Origin of the sequence: Bacillus sp. ISL-4, assembly GCF_018613275.1 — a bacterium.
Taxonomy (GTDB): Bacteria; Bacillota; Bacilli; order Bacillales; family DSM-1321; genus Peribacillus; species Peribacillus simplex_E.
Map to the genome: position 1 here is coordinate 101,304 of NZ_JAGGQN010000009.1, position 18,049 is coordinate 119,352.

The 18,049-nt window shown below is 39.5% G+C and carries 16 protein-coding genes; 5 read left to right on the forward strand and 11 right to left on the reverse strand.

The window, feature by feature from the left end:
• The first annotated feature begins 335 nt into the window (after positions 1 to 335).
• A complete protein-coding gene (locus tag J7J00_RS27915) occupies positions 336 to 464 on the forward strand; it encodes a hypothetical protein (RefSeq protein WP_255256698.1) in 129 nt (42 codons plus the stop codon).
• A 161-nt stretch (positions 465 to 625) separates the two neighbouring features.
• On the opposite strand, the gene J7J00_RS06130 is transcribed toward J7J00_RS27915, so the two are convergent.
• From J7J00_RS06130 to J7J00_RS06160, 7 genes are all read right to left on the reverse strand, one after another.
• Entirely contained in the window at positions 626 to 2,149 is a 1,524-nt protein-coding gene (locus tag J7J00_RS06130) for a sodium:solute symporter family protein (RefSeq protein WP_286201206.1), read from the reverse strand.
• On the reverse strand, positions 2,146 to 2,346 hold the full coding sequence (locus J7J00_RS06135; protein ID WP_214788790.1) for a DUF3311 domain-containing protein: 201 nt from the start codon (positions 2,344 to 2,346) through the stop codon (positions 2,146 to 2,148). Before J7J00_RS06135 ends, J7J00_RS06130 begins: the two co-directional genes overlap by 4 nt.
• Positions 2,347 to 2,358: 12 nt before the next feature.
• A complete protein-coding gene (locus tag J7J00_RS06140) occupies positions 2,359 to 3,531 on the reverse strand; it encodes a M20 family metallopeptidase (RefSeq protein ID WP_214788927.1) in 1,173 nt (390 codons plus the stop codon).
• Between the two features lie 491 nt (positions 3,532 to 4,022).
• Complete coding sequence (locus J7J00_RS06145) at positions 4,023 to 5,321, reverse strand: helix-turn-helix domain-containing protein (protein ID WP_214788930.1); 1,299 nt, start codon at positions 5,319 to 5,321, stop codon at positions 4,023 to 4,025.
• A gap of 395 nt (positions 5,322 to 5,716) precedes the next feature.
• Complete coding sequence (locus J7J00_RS06150) at positions 5,717 to 6,397, reverse strand: LbetaH domain-containing protein (protein ID WP_286201207.1); 681 nt, start codon at positions 6,395 to 6,397, stop codon at positions 5,717 to 5,719.
• A 427-nt stretch (positions 6,398 to 6,824) separates the two neighbouring features.
• On the reverse strand, positions 6,825 to 6,974 hold the full coding sequence (locus J7J00_RS06155; RefSeq protein ID WP_309487145.1) for a YjcZ family sporulation protein: 150 nt from the start codon (positions 6,972 to 6,974) through the stop codon (positions 6,825 to 6,827).
• A gap of 218 nt (positions 6,975 to 7,192) precedes the next feature.
• Positions 7,193 to 8,497, reverse strand: coding sequence for a helix-turn-helix domain-containing protein (locus J7J00_RS06160; RefSeq protein WP_214788799.1), 1,305 nt, complete (start codon positions 8,495 to 8,497; stop codon positions 7,193 to 7,195).
• Between the two features lie 488 nt (positions 8,498 to 8,985).
• On the opposite strand from J7J00_RS06160, the gene J7J00_RS06165 reads away from it, so the two are divergent.
• From J7J00_RS06165 to J7J00_RS06175, 3 genes are all read left to right on the forward strand, one after another.
• Entirely contained in the window at positions 8,986 to 10,515 is a 1,530-nt protein-coding gene (locus J7J00_RS06165; protein ID WP_286201211.1) for an AbgT family transporter, read from the forward strand.
• Positions 10,516 to 10,633: 118 nt separating this feature from the next.
• Complete coding sequence (locus J7J00_RS06170; RefSeq protein WP_214788805.1) at positions 10,634 to 11,893, forward strand: amidohydrolase; 1,260 nt, start codon at positions 10,634 to 10,636, stop codon at positions 11,891 to 11,893.
• Between the two features lie 36 nt (positions 11,894 to 11,929).
• A complete protein-coding gene (locus J7J00_RS06175; protein ID WP_214788809.1) occupies positions 11,930 to 13,336 on the forward strand; it encodes a M20 family metallopeptidase in 1,407 nt (468 codons plus the stop codon).
• A gap of 157 nt (positions 13,337 to 13,493) precedes the next feature.
• Here J7J00_RS06175 and J7J00_RS06180 read toward each other — a convergent pair whose 3' ends face one another.
• The 4 genes from J7J00_RS06180 to J7J00_RS06195 all read right to left on the reverse strand — a co-directional run bounded on the left by J7J00_RS06180 (position 13,494) and on the right by J7J00_RS06195 (position 17,597).
• Positions 13,494 to 14,015 (reverse strand): P-loop NTPase family protein, encoded by a 522-nt coding sequence (locus tag J7J00_RS06180; protein ID WP_214788812.1) that lies wholly within the window; start codon positions 14,013 to 14,015, stop codon positions 13,494 to 13,496.
• A gap of 216 nt (positions 14,016 to 14,231) precedes the next feature.
• Complete coding sequence (locus J7J00_RS06185) at positions 14,232 to 15,290, reverse strand: alkene reductase (protein ID WP_214788815.1); 1,059 nt, start codon at positions 15,288 to 15,290, stop codon at positions 14,232 to 14,234.
• Between the two features lie 245 nt (positions 15,291 to 15,535).
• Positions 15,536 to 16,963, reverse strand: coding sequence for an MDR family MFS transporter (locus J7J00_RS06190; RefSeq protein WP_214788818.1), 1,428 nt, complete (start codon positions 16,961 to 16,963; stop codon positions 15,536 to 15,538).
• A gap of 61 nt (positions 16,964 to 17,024) precedes the next feature.
• Entirely contained in the window at positions 17,025 to 17,597 is a 573-nt protein-coding gene (locus J7J00_RS06195) for a TetR/AcrR family transcriptional regulator (RefSeq protein WP_214788821.1), read from the reverse strand.
• A 210-nt stretch (positions 17,598 to 17,807) separates the two neighbouring features.
• Here J7J00_RS06195 and J7J00_RS06200 point away from each other — a divergent pair, with 210 nt between their 5' ends.
• Positions 17,808 to 17,987, forward strand: a complete 180-nt coding sequence (locus tag J7J00_RS06200; RefSeq protein ID WP_214788824.1) for a hypothetical protein — start codon at positions 17,808 to 17,810, stop codon at positions 17,985 to 17,987.
• Positions 17,988 to 18,049 lie beyond the last annotated feature (62 nt).

The window sequence follows — 18,049 nt, forward strand, 5'->3', positions numbered from 1 at the left end:
AGCCTTCTATGACTCAATTCTAACCAACCTGATGAAATGCAGCTCAGCCCCTTTTTTCAATGGGTAGTGATAATTTTTTATCATCCTTACTGATGAGCTATCACTTACTGGCCTTGAGTTTCAGTGTGGAAGAAGTGCGTTTCCTCACTACATCTCAAGGTTCATGTTTTTTCTTGTTGTACGTCAAAATATTTTTATCACATGCCTAGAAAGGCAATTTTCGGTTTTTATCTTTGGTTTGAAAATCACATGAATTAGATGTTCTTTTCAAGTGAAAACATAAGTTCACCAAAAAGGGACAAACTGTATTTGAAAAAAGAAAGGAGATGTGAGTCATGACAAAAAAATTCAATAAAGGCAGCCGTAATCAAAATTCACCGCAATTACACGGGCAAGCTCCTGTTAGTGGGGACAACAGTAAAGGAAATAAAAGAAATAAAGATCAAAGTTCCAAAACAGAGTAATAATGAAACAAACCGGCCATATTCAGACCGGTTTGTTCCTTTTGTAACCAAAAAGTCCAATTCATTATCGACGTTATCCCGACTGTAAATAGAGTCCTACAAAACTTTCCCCAGAAAAGAGGTCATTCGTTTTTCATTATCATATCGGAAGTGAAAATAAGTTAGCTATTTGATTCTTTTTGTATCTGAACCTTGTGCCCTTCCGTTGTCGTCTCCAAACTATCGGTACCTTGATGAGTATAATTAATGTTTTTTGTCATAAGGCTTACCACCACCAAGACTACGATATTGACAAATAGGGCAATAATTCCTACATTCAAGTCTTTAATTGCTTGAGGAAGATAAGGAAATAGTTGACTGATTTTTATGTTCCCCAGTTCCATAATAGAGACTAGCACTCCTCCTGTTATTATCCCGGCAAATGCTCCATGTTTGGTTACAAAATTCTTTCTCATCAAACTTGCGAAAAAGGCAGGAGCAAGTTGTGTGATGAAATTATAGGCGATTAATGCGAGACTAAAGAGGGTGTTTCCACCTTTAAAGGTCAAGTAAATCCCTACGAGAGAAATAATGGGAACCAAGTATTTTACCAGTTTTGCTATTTGATTTTCCGTTGCTGATGGAGTGAATACGCTATATACATTTTTTGCAAGCAATGTTGATATTGACATTAACAGCATGGAACTTGGGACTAGAGCGGCTAACACGCCTGTACCACCGATTAAGCCCACAAACCATGGATCAAAATCCTGTTTAGAAAGCTGCAGCAAGATAAGATCGGCGTCGCCGCCTTTTAATCCAGGCATCTGTAAGATCGCTGCAAACCCGACAAAAAAGGCAAACAATAAAATCAATTGGTACATTGGCATTAGGATAGCATTTTTCCGTAAGGCTTTTTCGCTGGATGCAGCATAAATAGGTGAAAACCCGTGCGGCCACATATAAAATCCAATAGAGCTTAATACAACAGTGGATATATACCACGAAACGCTCATTCCCTGATTTGGAAGTATGGTATAGTTCGGCTTTGCCTGTTCAATGACCTCAAACATAGGTTGGAGCCCGCCGTAATAATGAAGTGGGAAATAAACTCCTAAAAATACGACAATGCCAAGAATCAGAATATCCTTCAAAATAGCTGTCCTGGCAGAACCGTGAATACCGGAAACCATTACAAAAATGGTAACGCCAATTGCTCCGACCCAAATGGCTGCTGTAGAAGAGATTGCCCCATAGGATGTTGCTGAAACGATATATCCTAACCCCTTCAATTGCAGGACTAAGTAGCAAGTACAAGCTATAACACCTATTACAGCAACAAGCACACCAAGATAAGGACTTTGATATTTTTTCACAAAAAAATCTGATTGGGAAACTAATTGGTGTTTCTTTGCATACTTCCAGATAGCAGGAAATGTCCAATAGGAGATCACTGTAGCCAGGCAGCCGTATGATACGATACTAAAGATGGAACCCCCTTCCCCATAAGCAGATCCACTTGCACCCAAAAAGGTAAAGGTAGTATACATTTCACCTGCGGACAAGAGGAAAATCAATAGGGCTCCCATCCCGCGTCCTCCAACCGACCATTGTTCCAAGTTCATTTCTTTCCCTTTTTTAGCCTGGATACCGATCAAAACAGAAATGATGAAAAAAAACAGGATAAAAAAAACGGCAATATTCATCTTGAATCTCCCTTCTGATTAGCAGGATCCAGTAGATAAACAATCCCCATTATCCCTGTGGTCAGCACAGACCAGAGTACAATCCAAAAATGAAAAAATGGCATTCCCAGAACATAGGGAGTCACTTTATTTGTAAACAAAGCGCCCACAATAAAGCCAAGAAATGGGACAATTCCGAGCCAATATATTTTTTTCAAACTCTTAACCCCCTAGTATGTTAGATTTAACATTTTCAAAGTCCCATGAACAAGTAACTTCACCCCATATTGCAAAGCCTGTTCATCGACTGTGAATTTGGGATGATGGTGAGGATAAATAATCCCTTTTTCTTCATTACGAGCTCCTATTACAATATAAGATCCCGGAACTACTTTTTGAAAGGCAGAGAAGTCTTCACTTCCCATAATTGGCTTTAAAATCTCTCGACTTCCTTCACCAAATACTTCACAGATCGTTTCGTCCATCAATCGGGTAACTTCTTCATCATTAATGGTAGGGGCATAACCAAACTGATAATCGAATTCATAAGTAGCTCCATGTGCATCCGTAATCCCTTTTACTATGCGTTCGATAAAGGTTGGAACGTTTTCCCTCAGTTCAGGATTGAAGCTTCGAACTGATCCACCAATGCTTACCTTACTTGGAATGACATTAATCGCACTTCCCGCATGGAACTGGGTCACTGAAATCACAAGGGCTTCCTGGGCATCTCGATACCTCGAAACAATGTGCTGGAGATTCGATACAACCTGAGTTCCAATCGCTATGGGATCGACGGTAAGCTCAGGCTGCGAGGCGTGCCCCCCTTTACCGACCACGGTAATGTTAAAAGTATCAGCTCCAGCCATCACCGGACCGTAACCCAAACCAATTTTCCCTAAAGGAAGAGTCGACAAGAGATGGGCGCCAATGATCATATCCACCCCATCCAGCACACCGGCTTTCACCATTTCTTGAGCCCCACCGGGTGGCAGTTCCTCAGCATGTTGAAATAAAAAGCGCACCTCCCCTTTAATCTGATCCTTTAACTGTGTAAGAATTTTTGCTGTGCCAAGCAGCATCGCCGTATGTCCATCATGTCCGCAGGCATGCATAACTCCTGAATTCTGTGACACAAAGTCAAAATCATTCTCTTCTTCAATTGGAAGCGCATCCATATCTGCCCGCAGTGCAATAACCTTCCCAGGCTGCTGACCGATCAAACGAGCCATAATACTCGTCTTTGTCGGACGTGAAATTTCCAATTCACCAAAAGTTTGCAGCTTTTCATAAACAAATTGTGCTGTTTTTTCCTCCTGAAAAGAAAGCTCCGGATACTTATGCAAATATCTTCTCCAAGCAACCACTTCATCTTTAACAGCCTCAATCAAATCATGAATCATTATCGTTTGAGACACCCACTACAACCCCTTTTTCATTCAATTTACATAACAGGTATTAATTTAGGATAGTTTAAGGAAAAAATTCCTTAAATAGAGTATAATCTCCCTCGGTTTTTATTTCAATATTTTTTGAAAATTCTAAACCGTTTTTTAACCTCATCTAGTTACCAAGTTTCACAAAAATTTGAAACGCAGCATGAAACAGAAAGGCACCCCAATTATGGGTCCCTCAGTTTGTAGGTTCTATCTAACTGTTAAAACAAAGTTGATTGAAAACGAAAGATGCTTGAATCCTGCATAGAAAAGCGTGTCCAAGGGAGAACCCGCAGGCGTAAAGGCGCCGAGAACGGACCGCCCGCGGAAAGCAGTGCCCTACAATCCAATCAACGTTCGCATTTTCACGAACCCTCAAAAAAAAACTGTAGACAAACTCAATTTTCATCGAGTTTGTCTACAGTCTAAAGCACCACCAAATATGGGGTGCCTGTATTTTATAATAATCGATAAATTTTACTCGGCCTTCCACGAGTGGCGTTAGCCTCTTCCCCAATGCATTGTGCCAAATCAACTTCGCACATATCTGCAACAATTCGCCGTACATTGCGCTCTGTCATTTCAAGATGTGTCGCTAAATCCTTTGTAGTAAAATCACTCCAGCCCATTCTTTGAACGAGAGCCGATATTTTCTTATACGTTTTAACACTGATGTTTCCGTTTTTCAACTTTTCTATAAGAGGTTTATTGTGGGAACGGGTATCATATTGCAATTCTTTCTTTTTGCCTGGTGATTCGATAATTTTGCCATCATCTTGAATAATCACAATTTCACGCTTTTTCATCTCTTTCGAGTGTTGAATAGCCCGAAAAGCATTGATTTCCGCTGAATAGGCAGTCTCGCCGAAGCCAATTCCAACGGTAACGGGTGTATCTGCTTCAAAGGCCAATTTTTGAATGGTATCTTCGAGCGTAATGATTTCTCGTTCAATTGCGCCGCGAGAACTAAAAATCATGTACCTTCCATTCCCTTTCTCTGAAAAGGAACCATTTATTTTTTCTCCAAGCTGAATCAACATTTCTTTTAGGCGAAGCTCCAAGTACTGTAAATGATATGGAGTTTTCATTTCCTCTGCCACTTTGTTAAAATATTCGACTTCAATGATTTCAACTCCGATTTGTGTATCCTTAAAGTAGGATGTCTTTACTTTCTCAGAAAGAATTCGAAGCGTTTGCCGCACTTCCATCTTACTCATCGACATACGGTAGGCTGGAATGCCATATTCCCTTAAAGCTTCACACACGGACGGAAAACAGGAAAAAGCTCCTTCTGTCTTTCCCATATTCCATAAATTCAAGTGAAAATGTACCAATTCATCCGTATCAACATCTGTCTCAAACACCTTCGTATAAATCTTTTTGGTTTTTATATTCAACTGTGACAAAGCTTCTTCGCTAATATTATTTGAGGACATAGTATCAATACTTAAATGCTCAATGATTTTCCCTTGTTCGTAGATCATCTCTAAAAAGGACTTATAAAAACCTGATTCCGTGGCTGGAACATGGACCATTATTTTATCTGTGCCTAGTGTTTTGTTGGCGATTTCATAGGGAAGTGGACCAGAAAAAAGCCATGCATGTACGGTAGAATCATGTTCCTTTACAATATTCTCTACCTCTTCTGTCTTTACATAGGGCAAAGAGATGAATTCCAACTCATGCTTATATTCTTCTGCCAAGATTAATATTTGTTCTATAGAAGTTTTTAGACCGACCAGTCCGATTTTATACATCCAGTAATCGACTTCCTTTATAATCTGTAATAGATTCATTGTTCTTTGTAGAATATCCTAGTTTAATCTAAGTCATGATAGCGTAATCCTAATTCTTCTGCTGTCTAACAATTGCTCAATTTTTATTGAGTCCTGATTATCAGTTGTCTTGTTACTCTTATCATATCAGCAGCAAAAAGAAAAGAGTGATAGCAATGGTATATATAGCTGTATTCATTCCCACGCCAAGCTTTTCCATTATGTATCATTTTATCATGCAACACTTTTATTCGTGAACATCTCCTCTTAGGAATTATTATGCCATCCTGCCCATTACAATAAAAAAGCTGCCTCAATGACAGCTTCGCATTTCTATAAAGAATCCTCTACGAACAGGACCCGATCCAGCATATATTTCACTGGTCATAGGCAAATCCGCAGGAGCAACGATTTTTTCCAAATAACAGGTGATAAGATGCGGGGAATTCCTGATTGACTCGTTGAACTTCATGTGCAAATTCCTTACTATCCTTTGGCACTCGTGAAAGTGCATCCGCTTTTTCCTGCGAATCAATATTAGCTCCAGGTGGTACAAACCTATCAGGTGGTATCCGAACGCAATTTGTTACTACTGCATTATAAGAAATAAATGTGCCTTTTCCTACAATTGCAGTATAAACAATGGAATTAAAACCAACAAATACTTTGTCTGCAATATAACAAGGACCATGGACAAGGGCACCATGAGCAATGGACACTTCATTTCCAATGAATATTGAATACCTTTTTGTTCCAGCTAAAATCTTTTTATTTAATAAACCATGTAAAATCACTCCATCCTGTATATTTGAATTGGAATCTATATAAAAAGGTGTTCCTTCATCCGCACGTATACTTACGTTAGGAGCTACATAGACATTGTTCCTGATGGTAACATCACCTATGACACTGGAAAACTGACTTACAAATGCTGTTTTATCAATTTTAGGAAAGCGTTGGACAGGATTAAATGAAGTAATGGGATTGGGACTTATAAATGGTTCAAAACAGTGAGAATGGTTACTAGAAGAGGAGTTTGTTCCTTTTTTTCCGCCCAAGTAACCACCTCCTTCACAATTTATTGGGTTTAAGTATGCAGGAAGATCGGGTGAAGAGCGGGCTATCATTCAGGTATTTATTCCTTTCCATGAAGCAGAACTGGACCTCAGAGGATGGAATTTTTCAGTTTTCCCCCTCAATATAGAAATGGATATTTCTCGTGTTAGAAACTAAGGAAAATACCCATCAATCCTGTTATGCACCTGCCCTTATGCAGTTTGTGAATCAACCGTGGAAGATCACGAAGTTTCTTAGCCACCCGGGGATCTAAAACGTGAAATCAAGAAATTTATGACATAATGCAACCATACAGATATCAATGGAATTAAAAAAAATGACCCCTGTTCAAATCAGAGATCATCTGCTAAAAACTGCCTCGACTTTTTTACTCTGTCCGTTACAACGGATGCGCTTTATAAACTATTATTAAAAGAAACCGCCATATCCTTGGACGGTGCCATGACGGCCACCGAAACAAGCAGTTCCAACAATGATTAAGAGTATAAACAAAACGACCATAAAAGCGAAACCTCCATCAAATCCACCAACACCGTTATCACAACCACAATTTGACAAGAGAAACATCTCCTTATTTGTTCTAAGGAGGAATAAAGTAAATACATCAATTTACTTTATGTTCTAATTAGGATATTGGCTAACCTCACCGGAAACTTTTTATTGACCACCCTTATGACTGAAATTAGCGGTTTAATAGCATTTTTTAGAAGCCTCATGCACAAAACCATCATCGGAACTCGAATTTCATTTACGTGTATACCAAGAACGTCGAGGTGTTACTTCTTTAACATATAAATTTTACGAGGTCTTCCCCGAGGTGATTGAAGTTCTTCTCCTTTGTACTCCACTAAACCGCTTTCACTCAAACTACTCATAATTCTCTGGGCATTTCGAACGGTCATGGATAAATGAGAAGCTAAGTCTGAAGAAGTGAAGCCATCCCAGCCCATACGATCAACCAATGCTACTATCTTTTTATACGTTTTTACACTAATGTTAGCCTGATTCAATTTATCTAGCAGTTCTTTATCATTAGAACGGAAGGTATATGCCAATTGTTCTTCTTGACCTACGGATTCAATCATTACCCCATCTTCTTGGATAACAACAATACCGGAACTGTCTTGCTTTTTCGAATGACGGATTGCCTTGCGGGCATTGATTTCTGCCGATGCAGCCGTCTCACCAAAACCAATACCAACTGCAACTGGGACATCCATTTCAAGGGCCAGTTGTTGAACAGTACTTTGCAAGCTGCCAATTTCCCGTTCAATTGCCTTGCGTGAACTAAATATTTGATAGCGGCCGTTTCCATTTTCGATGAGGGATCCATCTAATTTTTCGCAAAATGTAAGTAATGTTTGTTTAATCTTAAGCTCCACATGCTGCAGGTGGTAACGAATATTAACCTCGTCAACAAATTGATCGAACTGATCAATTTCAATGATTTCCACACCTATCTGACTATCTTTAAAATAGGTACTTTTTGCTTTTTCAATCAAAATCTTGACCGCTTGTCGAATTTCCATCTTTGTCATATTTATTTTGTAGACGGCAACATTTTCTTTCTTCAAGGCCTCATATACAGATTGTAAAACGGTTAGGACAGCATGTATCTCCCCTTCCCGCCACAACTGAAGATGAAATTGAACAATTTCTTGATAATTATATTGTTCATCAAATGTTTTTACATAAATATGTTCGGTGGAAATCCCTAGCTCTTGCAGCGACTCATGCAAAAAAAAGTCTTCCAATCGAATCATATCGATGGATAACTTATCGAAAAAATGTTTTTGATCTGCAGACATTTGTAATAAACATCTATATAAACTAGATCCTACAGGAGGACAATATGTAAAATTGGCATCTGAATCCAACATTCCTTTTGCTATTCTATAAGGAACTGGTCCAGAGAAAAACCAACCATTTACTGTGCTTTGGTGATTTTTTATAATGTCCGTTACCTCATGTGCATCTTCATATGGAAAATCAATAAAATCTATTTCATGTTCAAATTCATTAGTAACATCCCGAATTTTCTTTATAGATGAAAGTGGACCTACAACCCCAATTTTATACAAGTTTATTTCACCCCTACATCATACTATTAGTTTTATTATATCAAAATAACCAACCCTGACAGGGAATAAAAAATGAGCTCAAAATATAAATGCATGTAAAGCACGTTTGACATAAATAAACGGTGCTGCTTAATATGGTTTCTTATCTATCATGAGTCGAAGAGTGGCAGGACTTATTCATTCAAAGGTTTCGAATCCCATTGCTTATTTAACAATAATTACCAGAAAATATTTTCCCTTTTTTCTGAAAATTCTATTGAAATAGATTATTCTTAATTATATAATACATTTAACGAAAATATCGTTAAATATTCGTTAAATAAAAATCAGTATATTTGGAAGGAATTAATGAAGTTCACAAAGGATGAAAGACGGTAATTCGAGTTTAAGGCATGTTTAGAGCCAAAGTTTATAAATGGAATGGTGCAAAACGCACAAACTACAATTGGAAGAAGGTTTAGGAGGAGAATGTAATGGAACAAAAAGTTATGAAAGATACAACTAATCTGCAAAATCATAAAACGGGTGGTTTTTTCAATAGAGTAGAGCGAATAGGAAACAAAATCCCCCACCCCTTTATCTTATTTATTTATATGATTGCCTTTTTATTTGTTGTAACCGCTCTCTTATCAGTTTTCCATGTTTCGGCATCGGACCCCATAAGTGGAGAGAAAGTGGAAGTTCAAAACCTCTTAAGCCGTGAAGGCATCCAATGGATTTTGCCGAATATGATTAAAAACTTTTCCGGCTTTTTACCACTGGGATCTATTTTAGCTCTTATGCTAGGAGTAGGATTAGCAGAAAAAGTTGGATTGTTAGAAGTTTTGATTCGGAAAATGTCGTTAAAAGTCTCAGGGAAATACGCTAGTTATTTAGTTGTATTTGTTGCTTTTTTTAGTCATGTTTCTTCTGATGCTGCGCTTGTTATTATGCCTCCCCTTGGTGCTTTAATTTTCCTTGCTGTGGGACGGCACCCTGTTGCTGGGTTGCTCGCTGCCATCGCTGGGGTTGGTTCAGGTTTCACTGCCAACTTATTAATCGTCACAACAGATGTCTTGCTTTCAGGAATTAGTTCGGAAGTAGCGAAAGGCATGAATGCAAATTTGACCGTTAATGTTACGGATAACTGGTTCTTTATGGCGACTTCCGTTCTTGTACTCACGGTAGTTATATCTTTGATTACAGATAAATTTGTCGAGCCGCGCTTAGGAAAGTATGAAGGTGGCGGTCAGCATAAAAAATTGGAGCAATTAACGAAGCAACAAAACAAAGCACTCCTGGCTACAGGTATTTCAGCTTTGATTTTTATAGCTGTTATGGCCGTTCTAGTCGTTCCAGAAGGAGCTCTATTACGAAATCCAGAAACTGGAGCCATTCTCCCCTCTCCATTCATGTCTGGAATTGTCGCAATCATCTTACTCTTCTTTTTTACAGTTTCTATTACTTATGGAGTTAAGGTGGGAGCAATCAAGAAACAAAATGACATTCCGGAATTATTGGTGGACCCAATTAAAGGAATGGCCGGATTCATTATTATGGTTTTTCCGCTTTCCCAGTTTGTCGCTTGCTTTAACTGGAGTAATATGGGTAAATTTTTGGCTTTATCCATCACAGATCTCTTGGAACAGCTAAACATAGAAGGTGCACCTGTCCTAATTGGGCTAATGTTCTTATCTGGACTTCTTTCCATGTTCATTGCCAGCGGATCTGCAATATGGTCTATATTGGCACCCGTTTTTGTCCCAATGTTCATGGTATTAGGCTATCATCCTGCCTTCGCCCAAATGTTGTTCAGGGTAGCAGATTCATCTGTACTGCCATTGGCACCTGTATCTCCATTTGTCCCACTATTCTTAAGTTTCTTACAAGAGTATCGAAAAGATGCAAAACTAGGAACTTATTATTCTCTTATATTGCCTTATCCGATTATCATCTTCATCATTTGGACGCTATTGGTAGTTGTTTGGTATTTCCTTGGCCTCCCAATTGGTCCCGGAGTAAATCCGAAATTACCGTAATTTGAAAAATCTCAAGCGCCTCGCATGCCCCTTAAGCGACTTGAGGGGCTGGGCTGCTTGGTTAGATACCAAATCGTATTATATGAATTATCAGCAAATAAATTAGGAGTGAAAATAATTGGATATTATTTCTTTAAGACGTGATCTTCATCAACATCCAGAAGTTGGCTTTACGGAATTTCGAACTGCTTCAAAGGTAGTAGAAGTACTAACTTCCCTGAAATATAACGTGATATTTGGAAAAGATGCTTTAGATGGTGATTCTCGCCGTGGAGTCCCCCCTATAGAAGTATTAGAGGAAACATTTAATAGAGCATTACAAGATGGCGCCAATCCAAAAATCCTTCAAGAAATGGAGGGTGGATATACTGCCGTCATTGGACTATTAAAAGGAAAAACTGATGGCCCAACCGTAGCTTTCCGCTTTGATATGGATGCATTGCCTGTTACGGAAAGTACTGATTCTGACCACTTCCCGCAAATAAACGGTTTTCGTTCCAAATATGAAGGGAATATGCATGCCTGTGCACACGATGGCCATACAGCAATTGGCTTAGGACTTGCTGAAAAATTAGCGGATGGGAATTTTGCAGGAACGGTAAAGCTTATTTTTCAACCTGCTGAAGAAGGAGTACGCGGTGCCTATTCAATTGTACAAAAAGGGATTTTGGATGATGTTGATTATTTATATTGTCTGCACCTTGGCACAGATGTCCCCCTAGGAGAATTTCATGGTGGTTCTTCCGGCTTTTTAGCAAGTACGAAAATGGCTGCCCATTTTCATGGGGTATCTTCTCATGCAGGTGCTTCTCCGGAAAAAGGGAAAAATGCATTGTTAGGAGCAGCCACCGCATTGTTAAATATACATGCCATTCCAAGATTCAGTTCAGGTTCTACCCGCATAAATGTAGGTATTCTTAATGGAGGAACAGCCGCTAATATTATTCCAGCGCATGCAAAAATGGTCATTGAGACCCGTTCTGTATCCGAAGAAACAAATGCTGAAGTGGAGCACCGTGTTCGAAATATCGTGGCTCATAGTGCAGGTATGCATGAGCTTGAACATGAAATTGAAATTATAGGTCAAGCAATTACGATTCGTTGTGATCAAGAACTTGTCCAACTGGCCATGGAAGAAGCCAGGAATGTAGATGGTTTTTCAACAATCAAAGCATGCAGGGAATCCGGTTCTGCTGGTAGCGAAGATGCAAGTTTTATGATTCGAAGAGTACAGGATATTGGCGGGAAAGGGACATATATGATTATTGGGACTGATATTCCTGCACCACATCACCACCCTAAATTCGATATTCAAGAAGAAGTTTTACCAAGGAGTGCAGAACTTTTGAATCTAATTGCAAGACGCCTATTAAAATAACTCTTCAGAATATATACAGGAAGGAAAGAGTGTAAAATGACACATGTAAATAGATTATCGGAAATCATTGAACAAAAAAAAGAAAAATTCATTGAAGTCAGTGACTGTATATGGAATTTTGCAGAAACACGCTTTGAAGAATATCAATCTGCTGAATTGCTATGCAGCACGTTAGAAAACGAAGGATTTTCTGTTGAAAAAGGTGTTGGAAACATAGAAACGGCATTTATCGGTAGCTTTGGAACCGGTAAACCTATTGTAGCAATCATGGGAGAGTTTGATGCGCTGTCAGGTATGAGTCAAAAAAAAGCTACAGCTAAACAAGAGCCAATAGTACAAGGTGAAAATGGCCATGGATGTGGTCACAATTTACTTGGTACGGGATCTTTAGCTGCAGCTGTTGCAGTGAAGGATTATATGGAAGAGAATCATATAAAAGGGACAGTTCGTTATTATGGATGTCCAGGAGAAGAAGGCGGATCAGGCAAAACCTTCATGGTCAGAGAAGGTTTGTTCGATGACGTTGATTTTGCATTTTGTTGGCACCCACTGGATGTTAACGGCGTTATGTCGATGGATTCGCTTTCCAATTTCCAAGTGTATTATAAGTTTAAAGGCAAAAGCTCTCATGCAGCAGCATCACCACATTTGGGACGGAGTGCTTTAGATGCCGTAGAACTTATGAATGTTGGAGTGAACTATTTAAGAGAGCATATTATTCAAGAAGCAAGAGTCCATTATGCAATAACGAATTCAGGTGGATTATCGCCTAATGTTGTCCAACAAGATGCAGAAGTTCTTTATTTATTACGAGCTCCGGAAGTTTCACAAGTTCAAGATATTTACTTGAGAGTTTGTAATATTGCTAAAGGAGCTGCCCTTATGACAGGAACTGAATTGGAAATCGTTTTCGACAAAGCCTGTTCCAATGTTATCCAAAACAATGTGCTAGAATCCGTCATGTACAATAATTTTCAAGAATTAGGTATTCCACAACACGATGATAAGGAAAAACAGCTTGCCAAAGAAGTCCGCGCCACCTTAACCGAACAAGAAAGGAACAGTACAATCAATCCTTTTAAAGATAATCAAGATGACGCATTGGCAAATTGGTTAGAACCCATTGAGGGCTTGCAAGCGCCATTAACAGGTTCCTCGGATGTGGGAGATGTTAGTTGGATCGTTCCTACTGCCCAATGCACAACAGCTTGTTTTGTTCTTGGGTCACCTTTGCATAGCTGGCAGTGGGTTACACTGGGATCAACATCCATTGCCCATAAAGGAATGCTTCATGCTGGCAAGGTTATTGCGGCAACTGCAGTAGAAGTGCTTCAAAATCCAGAATTAATTGAAAAGGCAAAAACGGAGCTAAAAGAACGATTACAAGGGAAAAGCTATATCTCCCCTATTCCGCAAGATGTAAAGGCTTCAGTTAAAAGATGATAGACTAGATTAGTGGGTTGCCGTAATCGGCCCTGGCATAAACGGTCATTTAGTTCAGGTATTAAAAGAGATCTTCGATTGGAAGATCCCTTTTTCATTTGGGCTTTATATTAACTCCCGGAAATCTCGAAGTGTCATAAAATTAATGGTAAGAAGCTTATCCCTTCATATTCAACAGATACCCTTCAATTTCGTGCTTGCTTTTTAATATGACTATTAGCTTTTCAGGGTCACTCTTTTGAAAATCTGCAAATCTCATTTTCATTTCTTTCTTGCGAGGAAAGTAGGTGGTCATGATAAATTTAACAAACTGCCAGTCTAATTTTTCATTGCAGCCTTTGCCCATATCAGGTCTTGTTTTACCTAGATAAGATAACCAACGTTTTATAACACGGTAAAGGCAAACACGGAGAGGAAGTTCTAAATAAATAATCGTATCGGCAAGCTCCGAACGTAAATTAAATGAATTACTATAGTTGCCTTCCATTATCCATTTGTCATGACTCAATACTTCCTTCTGAGCAGAAATAAAATCCTCTAAAGGAGCCTCCACCCAGCCAGGCCTCCAGTAGAATGTATCCAAATGATGGACTTCGATATCCAAATTATCTCCAAGTCTTCTTGCAAAAGTGGATTTTCCAACACCCGCGGACACTCCGATAACCATGATACGTTCCATTTATATACCAGCTTCCTCACTTTATTAATTGAAATAACCAGTAAGTCTACCAAATATATATAACCTTTTTAACATCCTTCTTCCTCTGCACTTCCCTTTTAGTTCCATAGAAAAGGCGACCCTTCTTGAATGAAGAATCGCATCAGTTATAGAAAAGGAAGTCTGGTTACTGCGGTGTCCTGTCAATGAACAAGCCTGACTTATATTATATCCCTATTAAATCAGTTGCCCTAAATGTTTCTTTGCCTCGTAATCAACAAGTTTTTCATCTTGCTTAATTCGTGCCAAATAATCCGGGTTGGCTATAAGCGGACGTCCAATCGCCGCAACGTCAATAATGCCTTTTTCCAGTGCGGCTTCTGCGGTTTCAGGATCAAGCCCCCCTACACCAATTATGATTCCGTCCCAGTGGCTGCGTACCAATTCATGCATTGTCAATCCTCTTGCAATCGGTTTGGTAAATTCCATCGTGGATGGATGAATCATTTTGACACCTGTTTCATTGAACGCTTCAATAAATGTTTGGAGCGCTTTTTCAGGATCTTCCCACATGTAAGACGGCTGGTCAATTTTCAAAGCCGAGAAACGAATAAGGGTACGTTCCACTCCAACCGCATCAATAACTGCTTTTAGCACTTCCTTCATAAAAGTCAGACGCTCTTTTAAATCACCACCGTACCGATCGCTCCTTTTATTGGAGGTGTCAGAATTGAACTGGTCTATTAAGTATCCGTGTGCACCATGAATTTCAACGCCGTCAAAGCCAGCCTCCATTGCATTCTTTGCAGCTTGTTTATATTGGTTCACAACTTCTGCAATATCCGTCTCTGTCATTTCTTCAGGAATGTCAAAAGGTTTACCGAATCGGGAAACCTTACCTTCTGCAGCGATAGGTGACGGAGCCTGCGGAGGAAGTCCTCCTGCAATTTCATGGTGGCTTGCACGGCCCACATGCCAGATTTGCGCAATAATCGTTCCGCCTTCTGCGTGCACTGCTTCCGTTACTTTTTTCCAACCGTTGATTTGCTCTTGAGTATATATTCCGGGAACTCCAGGATTGCCCTTTGCTCTTGGTGAAATCACTACACCTTCCGTGATGATAAGTCCGATTCCATCTTGAGCACGTTTTCGGTAATATTCTACGGTCAGGTCATTCACAACACCAGTTTCGTTATCGGCAAACGACCGTGTCATAGGAGCCATTGCCGTTCTTGTTTTTAAGTTCCATGCACCTATTGTTACAGGTTCAAACATTTTGGTTTTTATTGTATTCATTTGAATTCCTCCTGTTAACCGCTTTACCTGGGCTAAGTTTTAGTAACTATTACTGTGTAAGATTATCCGATAAGTGGTTAATTTTCAAATAATTCACTCTGATTTTATAACTCCAGGTAAAATATGGTAATAAACACCGATAAAAACCGATTTATTCTCGGTGTTATTGTTTTCTCCAAACAAAAAGCCAGACAGAGAAAATCTTTTCCCAGCTGGCTAATTTACCTTTTTTCATTAATATCTTATTAGTCTCGTGCTGTCCTGATAAAAAACGACACAATCAAACCAATGATTGCAAGGACAAGACCGAAAATAAAGGCATCTTGAACGCCTGCAGTCAATGAACCGCTGATGGCAGATGGATCGAACGGATCTTCTGCATTTGCCATATAATTTTTTTGGGATGCTGACATGATTGTAATGGCAACGGTTGTACCGATGGCCCCCGATACTTGTTGCAATGTATTCATTAGAGCCGTTCCATCCGGATAAAGATTTTTCGGCAGTTGATTCAGACCATTTGTCTGGGCCGGCATCATGACCATCGAAACACCAATCATAAGGAGGGTATGCATGACGATTACCTTAATGATCGTCGTTTCAGTCGTTACGTTCGTCAAAGTCCATAACATGACAATCATGATAATGAAGCCTTGGATCACTAACCCTCTTGGCCCAAACTTATCAAAAATGCGCCCAGTAACCGGAGACATGATGCCATTAAGCACTCCACCCGGTAATAGAACAAGCCCAGCAGAAAACGCAGCTAATGCAAGACCGGTTTGCAGGTATAACGGTAAGAGAATCATGGATGACATGATGATCATGAAGGTGATGAAGACGGTTATTAACCCTAACGTGAACATTGGGTATTTAAAAACGCGCAAATCAATCATCGGTTTATCCATGTTGAATTGCCTCACAGCAAACAGGAATAGCGCTATAAGTCCAACAATGATCGAAGATAGAACTATCGCATTGCTCCATCCTTGCTCTCCGACAATACTAAAGCCATAAACAATACCCCCAAAACCAATGGTCGATAAAATAATGGATGGTACATCGATTTTAGGTTTGGTGATTGTTGAAACGTTTTGCATATATTTGAGACCGAATAGTAAAGCGATCACAAAGAACGGCAAAGACACCCAGAAAATGTAATTCCACTTTAGGTTTTCGATAATCAAACCTGAAACTGTCGGTCCGATGGCTGGGGCAAACATGATCACCAGTCCCATCAATCCCATTGTCGCTCCCCTTTTATGAATAGGAAAAATCAATAAAATGGTATTGAACATGAGAGGTAATAAAAGACCTGTTCCGATTGCCTGGATGACACGAGCTAGCATCAAGATGCCGAACCCAGGTGCAATTGCTGCAATGAGCGTCCCAATGACGGAGAACACCATTGAGGCAATGAATAATTGACGAGTATTGAACCACTGAATCAAGAGTCCCGAAACGGGAACCAATATCCCCAATGTTAATAAGTAACCCGTTGTCAGCCATTGCACAGTGGAAGGACTGACATTGAATTCTTGAATTAGATCCCCCAGCGCCATGTTTAATGCCGTCTCGCTGAATAACCCAATGAACCCTGCAATTAAAAATGCAATTAATATAGGGGTCGTTCTAATGACTGGGTTTTGTTGCTGTGTTGCATCTGCAGACATAAAATAATTCCTCCAATTACTAACTGTTCGACCTAAGCTTAAGATAATTTTTCCACATGACTTATTTATTTATCAGCAATAATGGTATCTGTTCCGCAATGGCTTGGAGAGGTTCCCCGTTTTTCGCCGTTAAGGATAAAAGGATTCCGCCTTCAATTAAAGCATTAATTACGATACTCAATTCTTTTGCCCGTCTCTCACTGAATTCCGCCTCGAGTAATTTCTTCACATATATGGATTGCCAATCTTCTATCGCTTCTTGACAAGCCGTTCTTATCTGCTCACTCGTCGTATATGTTTCCGCTGCAATCGTCCCGATTGGCAGTCCTAATAGATTTTCACTATCACCAAATACCTCGGATAAATGAAAAATATGAGACTGAATGGCTTTGATAGGGTCTTCAATTTCATCAAATCCCCGTTTAATTTCATCTATCACGAATTCTTTTGTATGAATAATCGCCTCGATCGCCAATTCTTCTTTGCCTTTCGGAAAATAATGATACAGCGAACCCTTTGGGATGCCACTTTCCTCAATAATGTCCTTGAGCCCTACACCGTAATATCCACGTATCCGAAAAAGTCGGGAAGCAGCCTCAATAAGAATGTCTTTCGAGTTTCGTTTTTCTGCCATAGCTGGATCACTCCTTTAAATTATATCAACCGGTCTATTAGATATACTATACTTGGATATCAATGTTTTGTCAAAAATGACAAAGCCTATGAATGGAATATGCTATTGAACTCATTGAAAACAAAAAGAACACCTCATAATGGCGTTCTCAGATTAGCGGCAAAATGGGGTTTCGGATTCAGAATAGTAAGGTGAAGTTCGAAAAAATTCGTGAACGGTCGAATAAAGTACTCAGATCTTTGTGGTTTTTTAACTGTAATCCTCATTGGATTGAAGAAATTTGCGACACTCCTGCCGAATAACTGGCTAGACGAGACACCACAGGCGCTTCCGCCGAGGGGGCTAGGCAGACAGTCGGCGGAAAGGGAGCTGATTTCTGAGATCAACTGAACTTTTTAAATAAAAAACTGCAGGCAAACTGAGTTTTCATCGAGTTTGTCTACAGTCTGAAG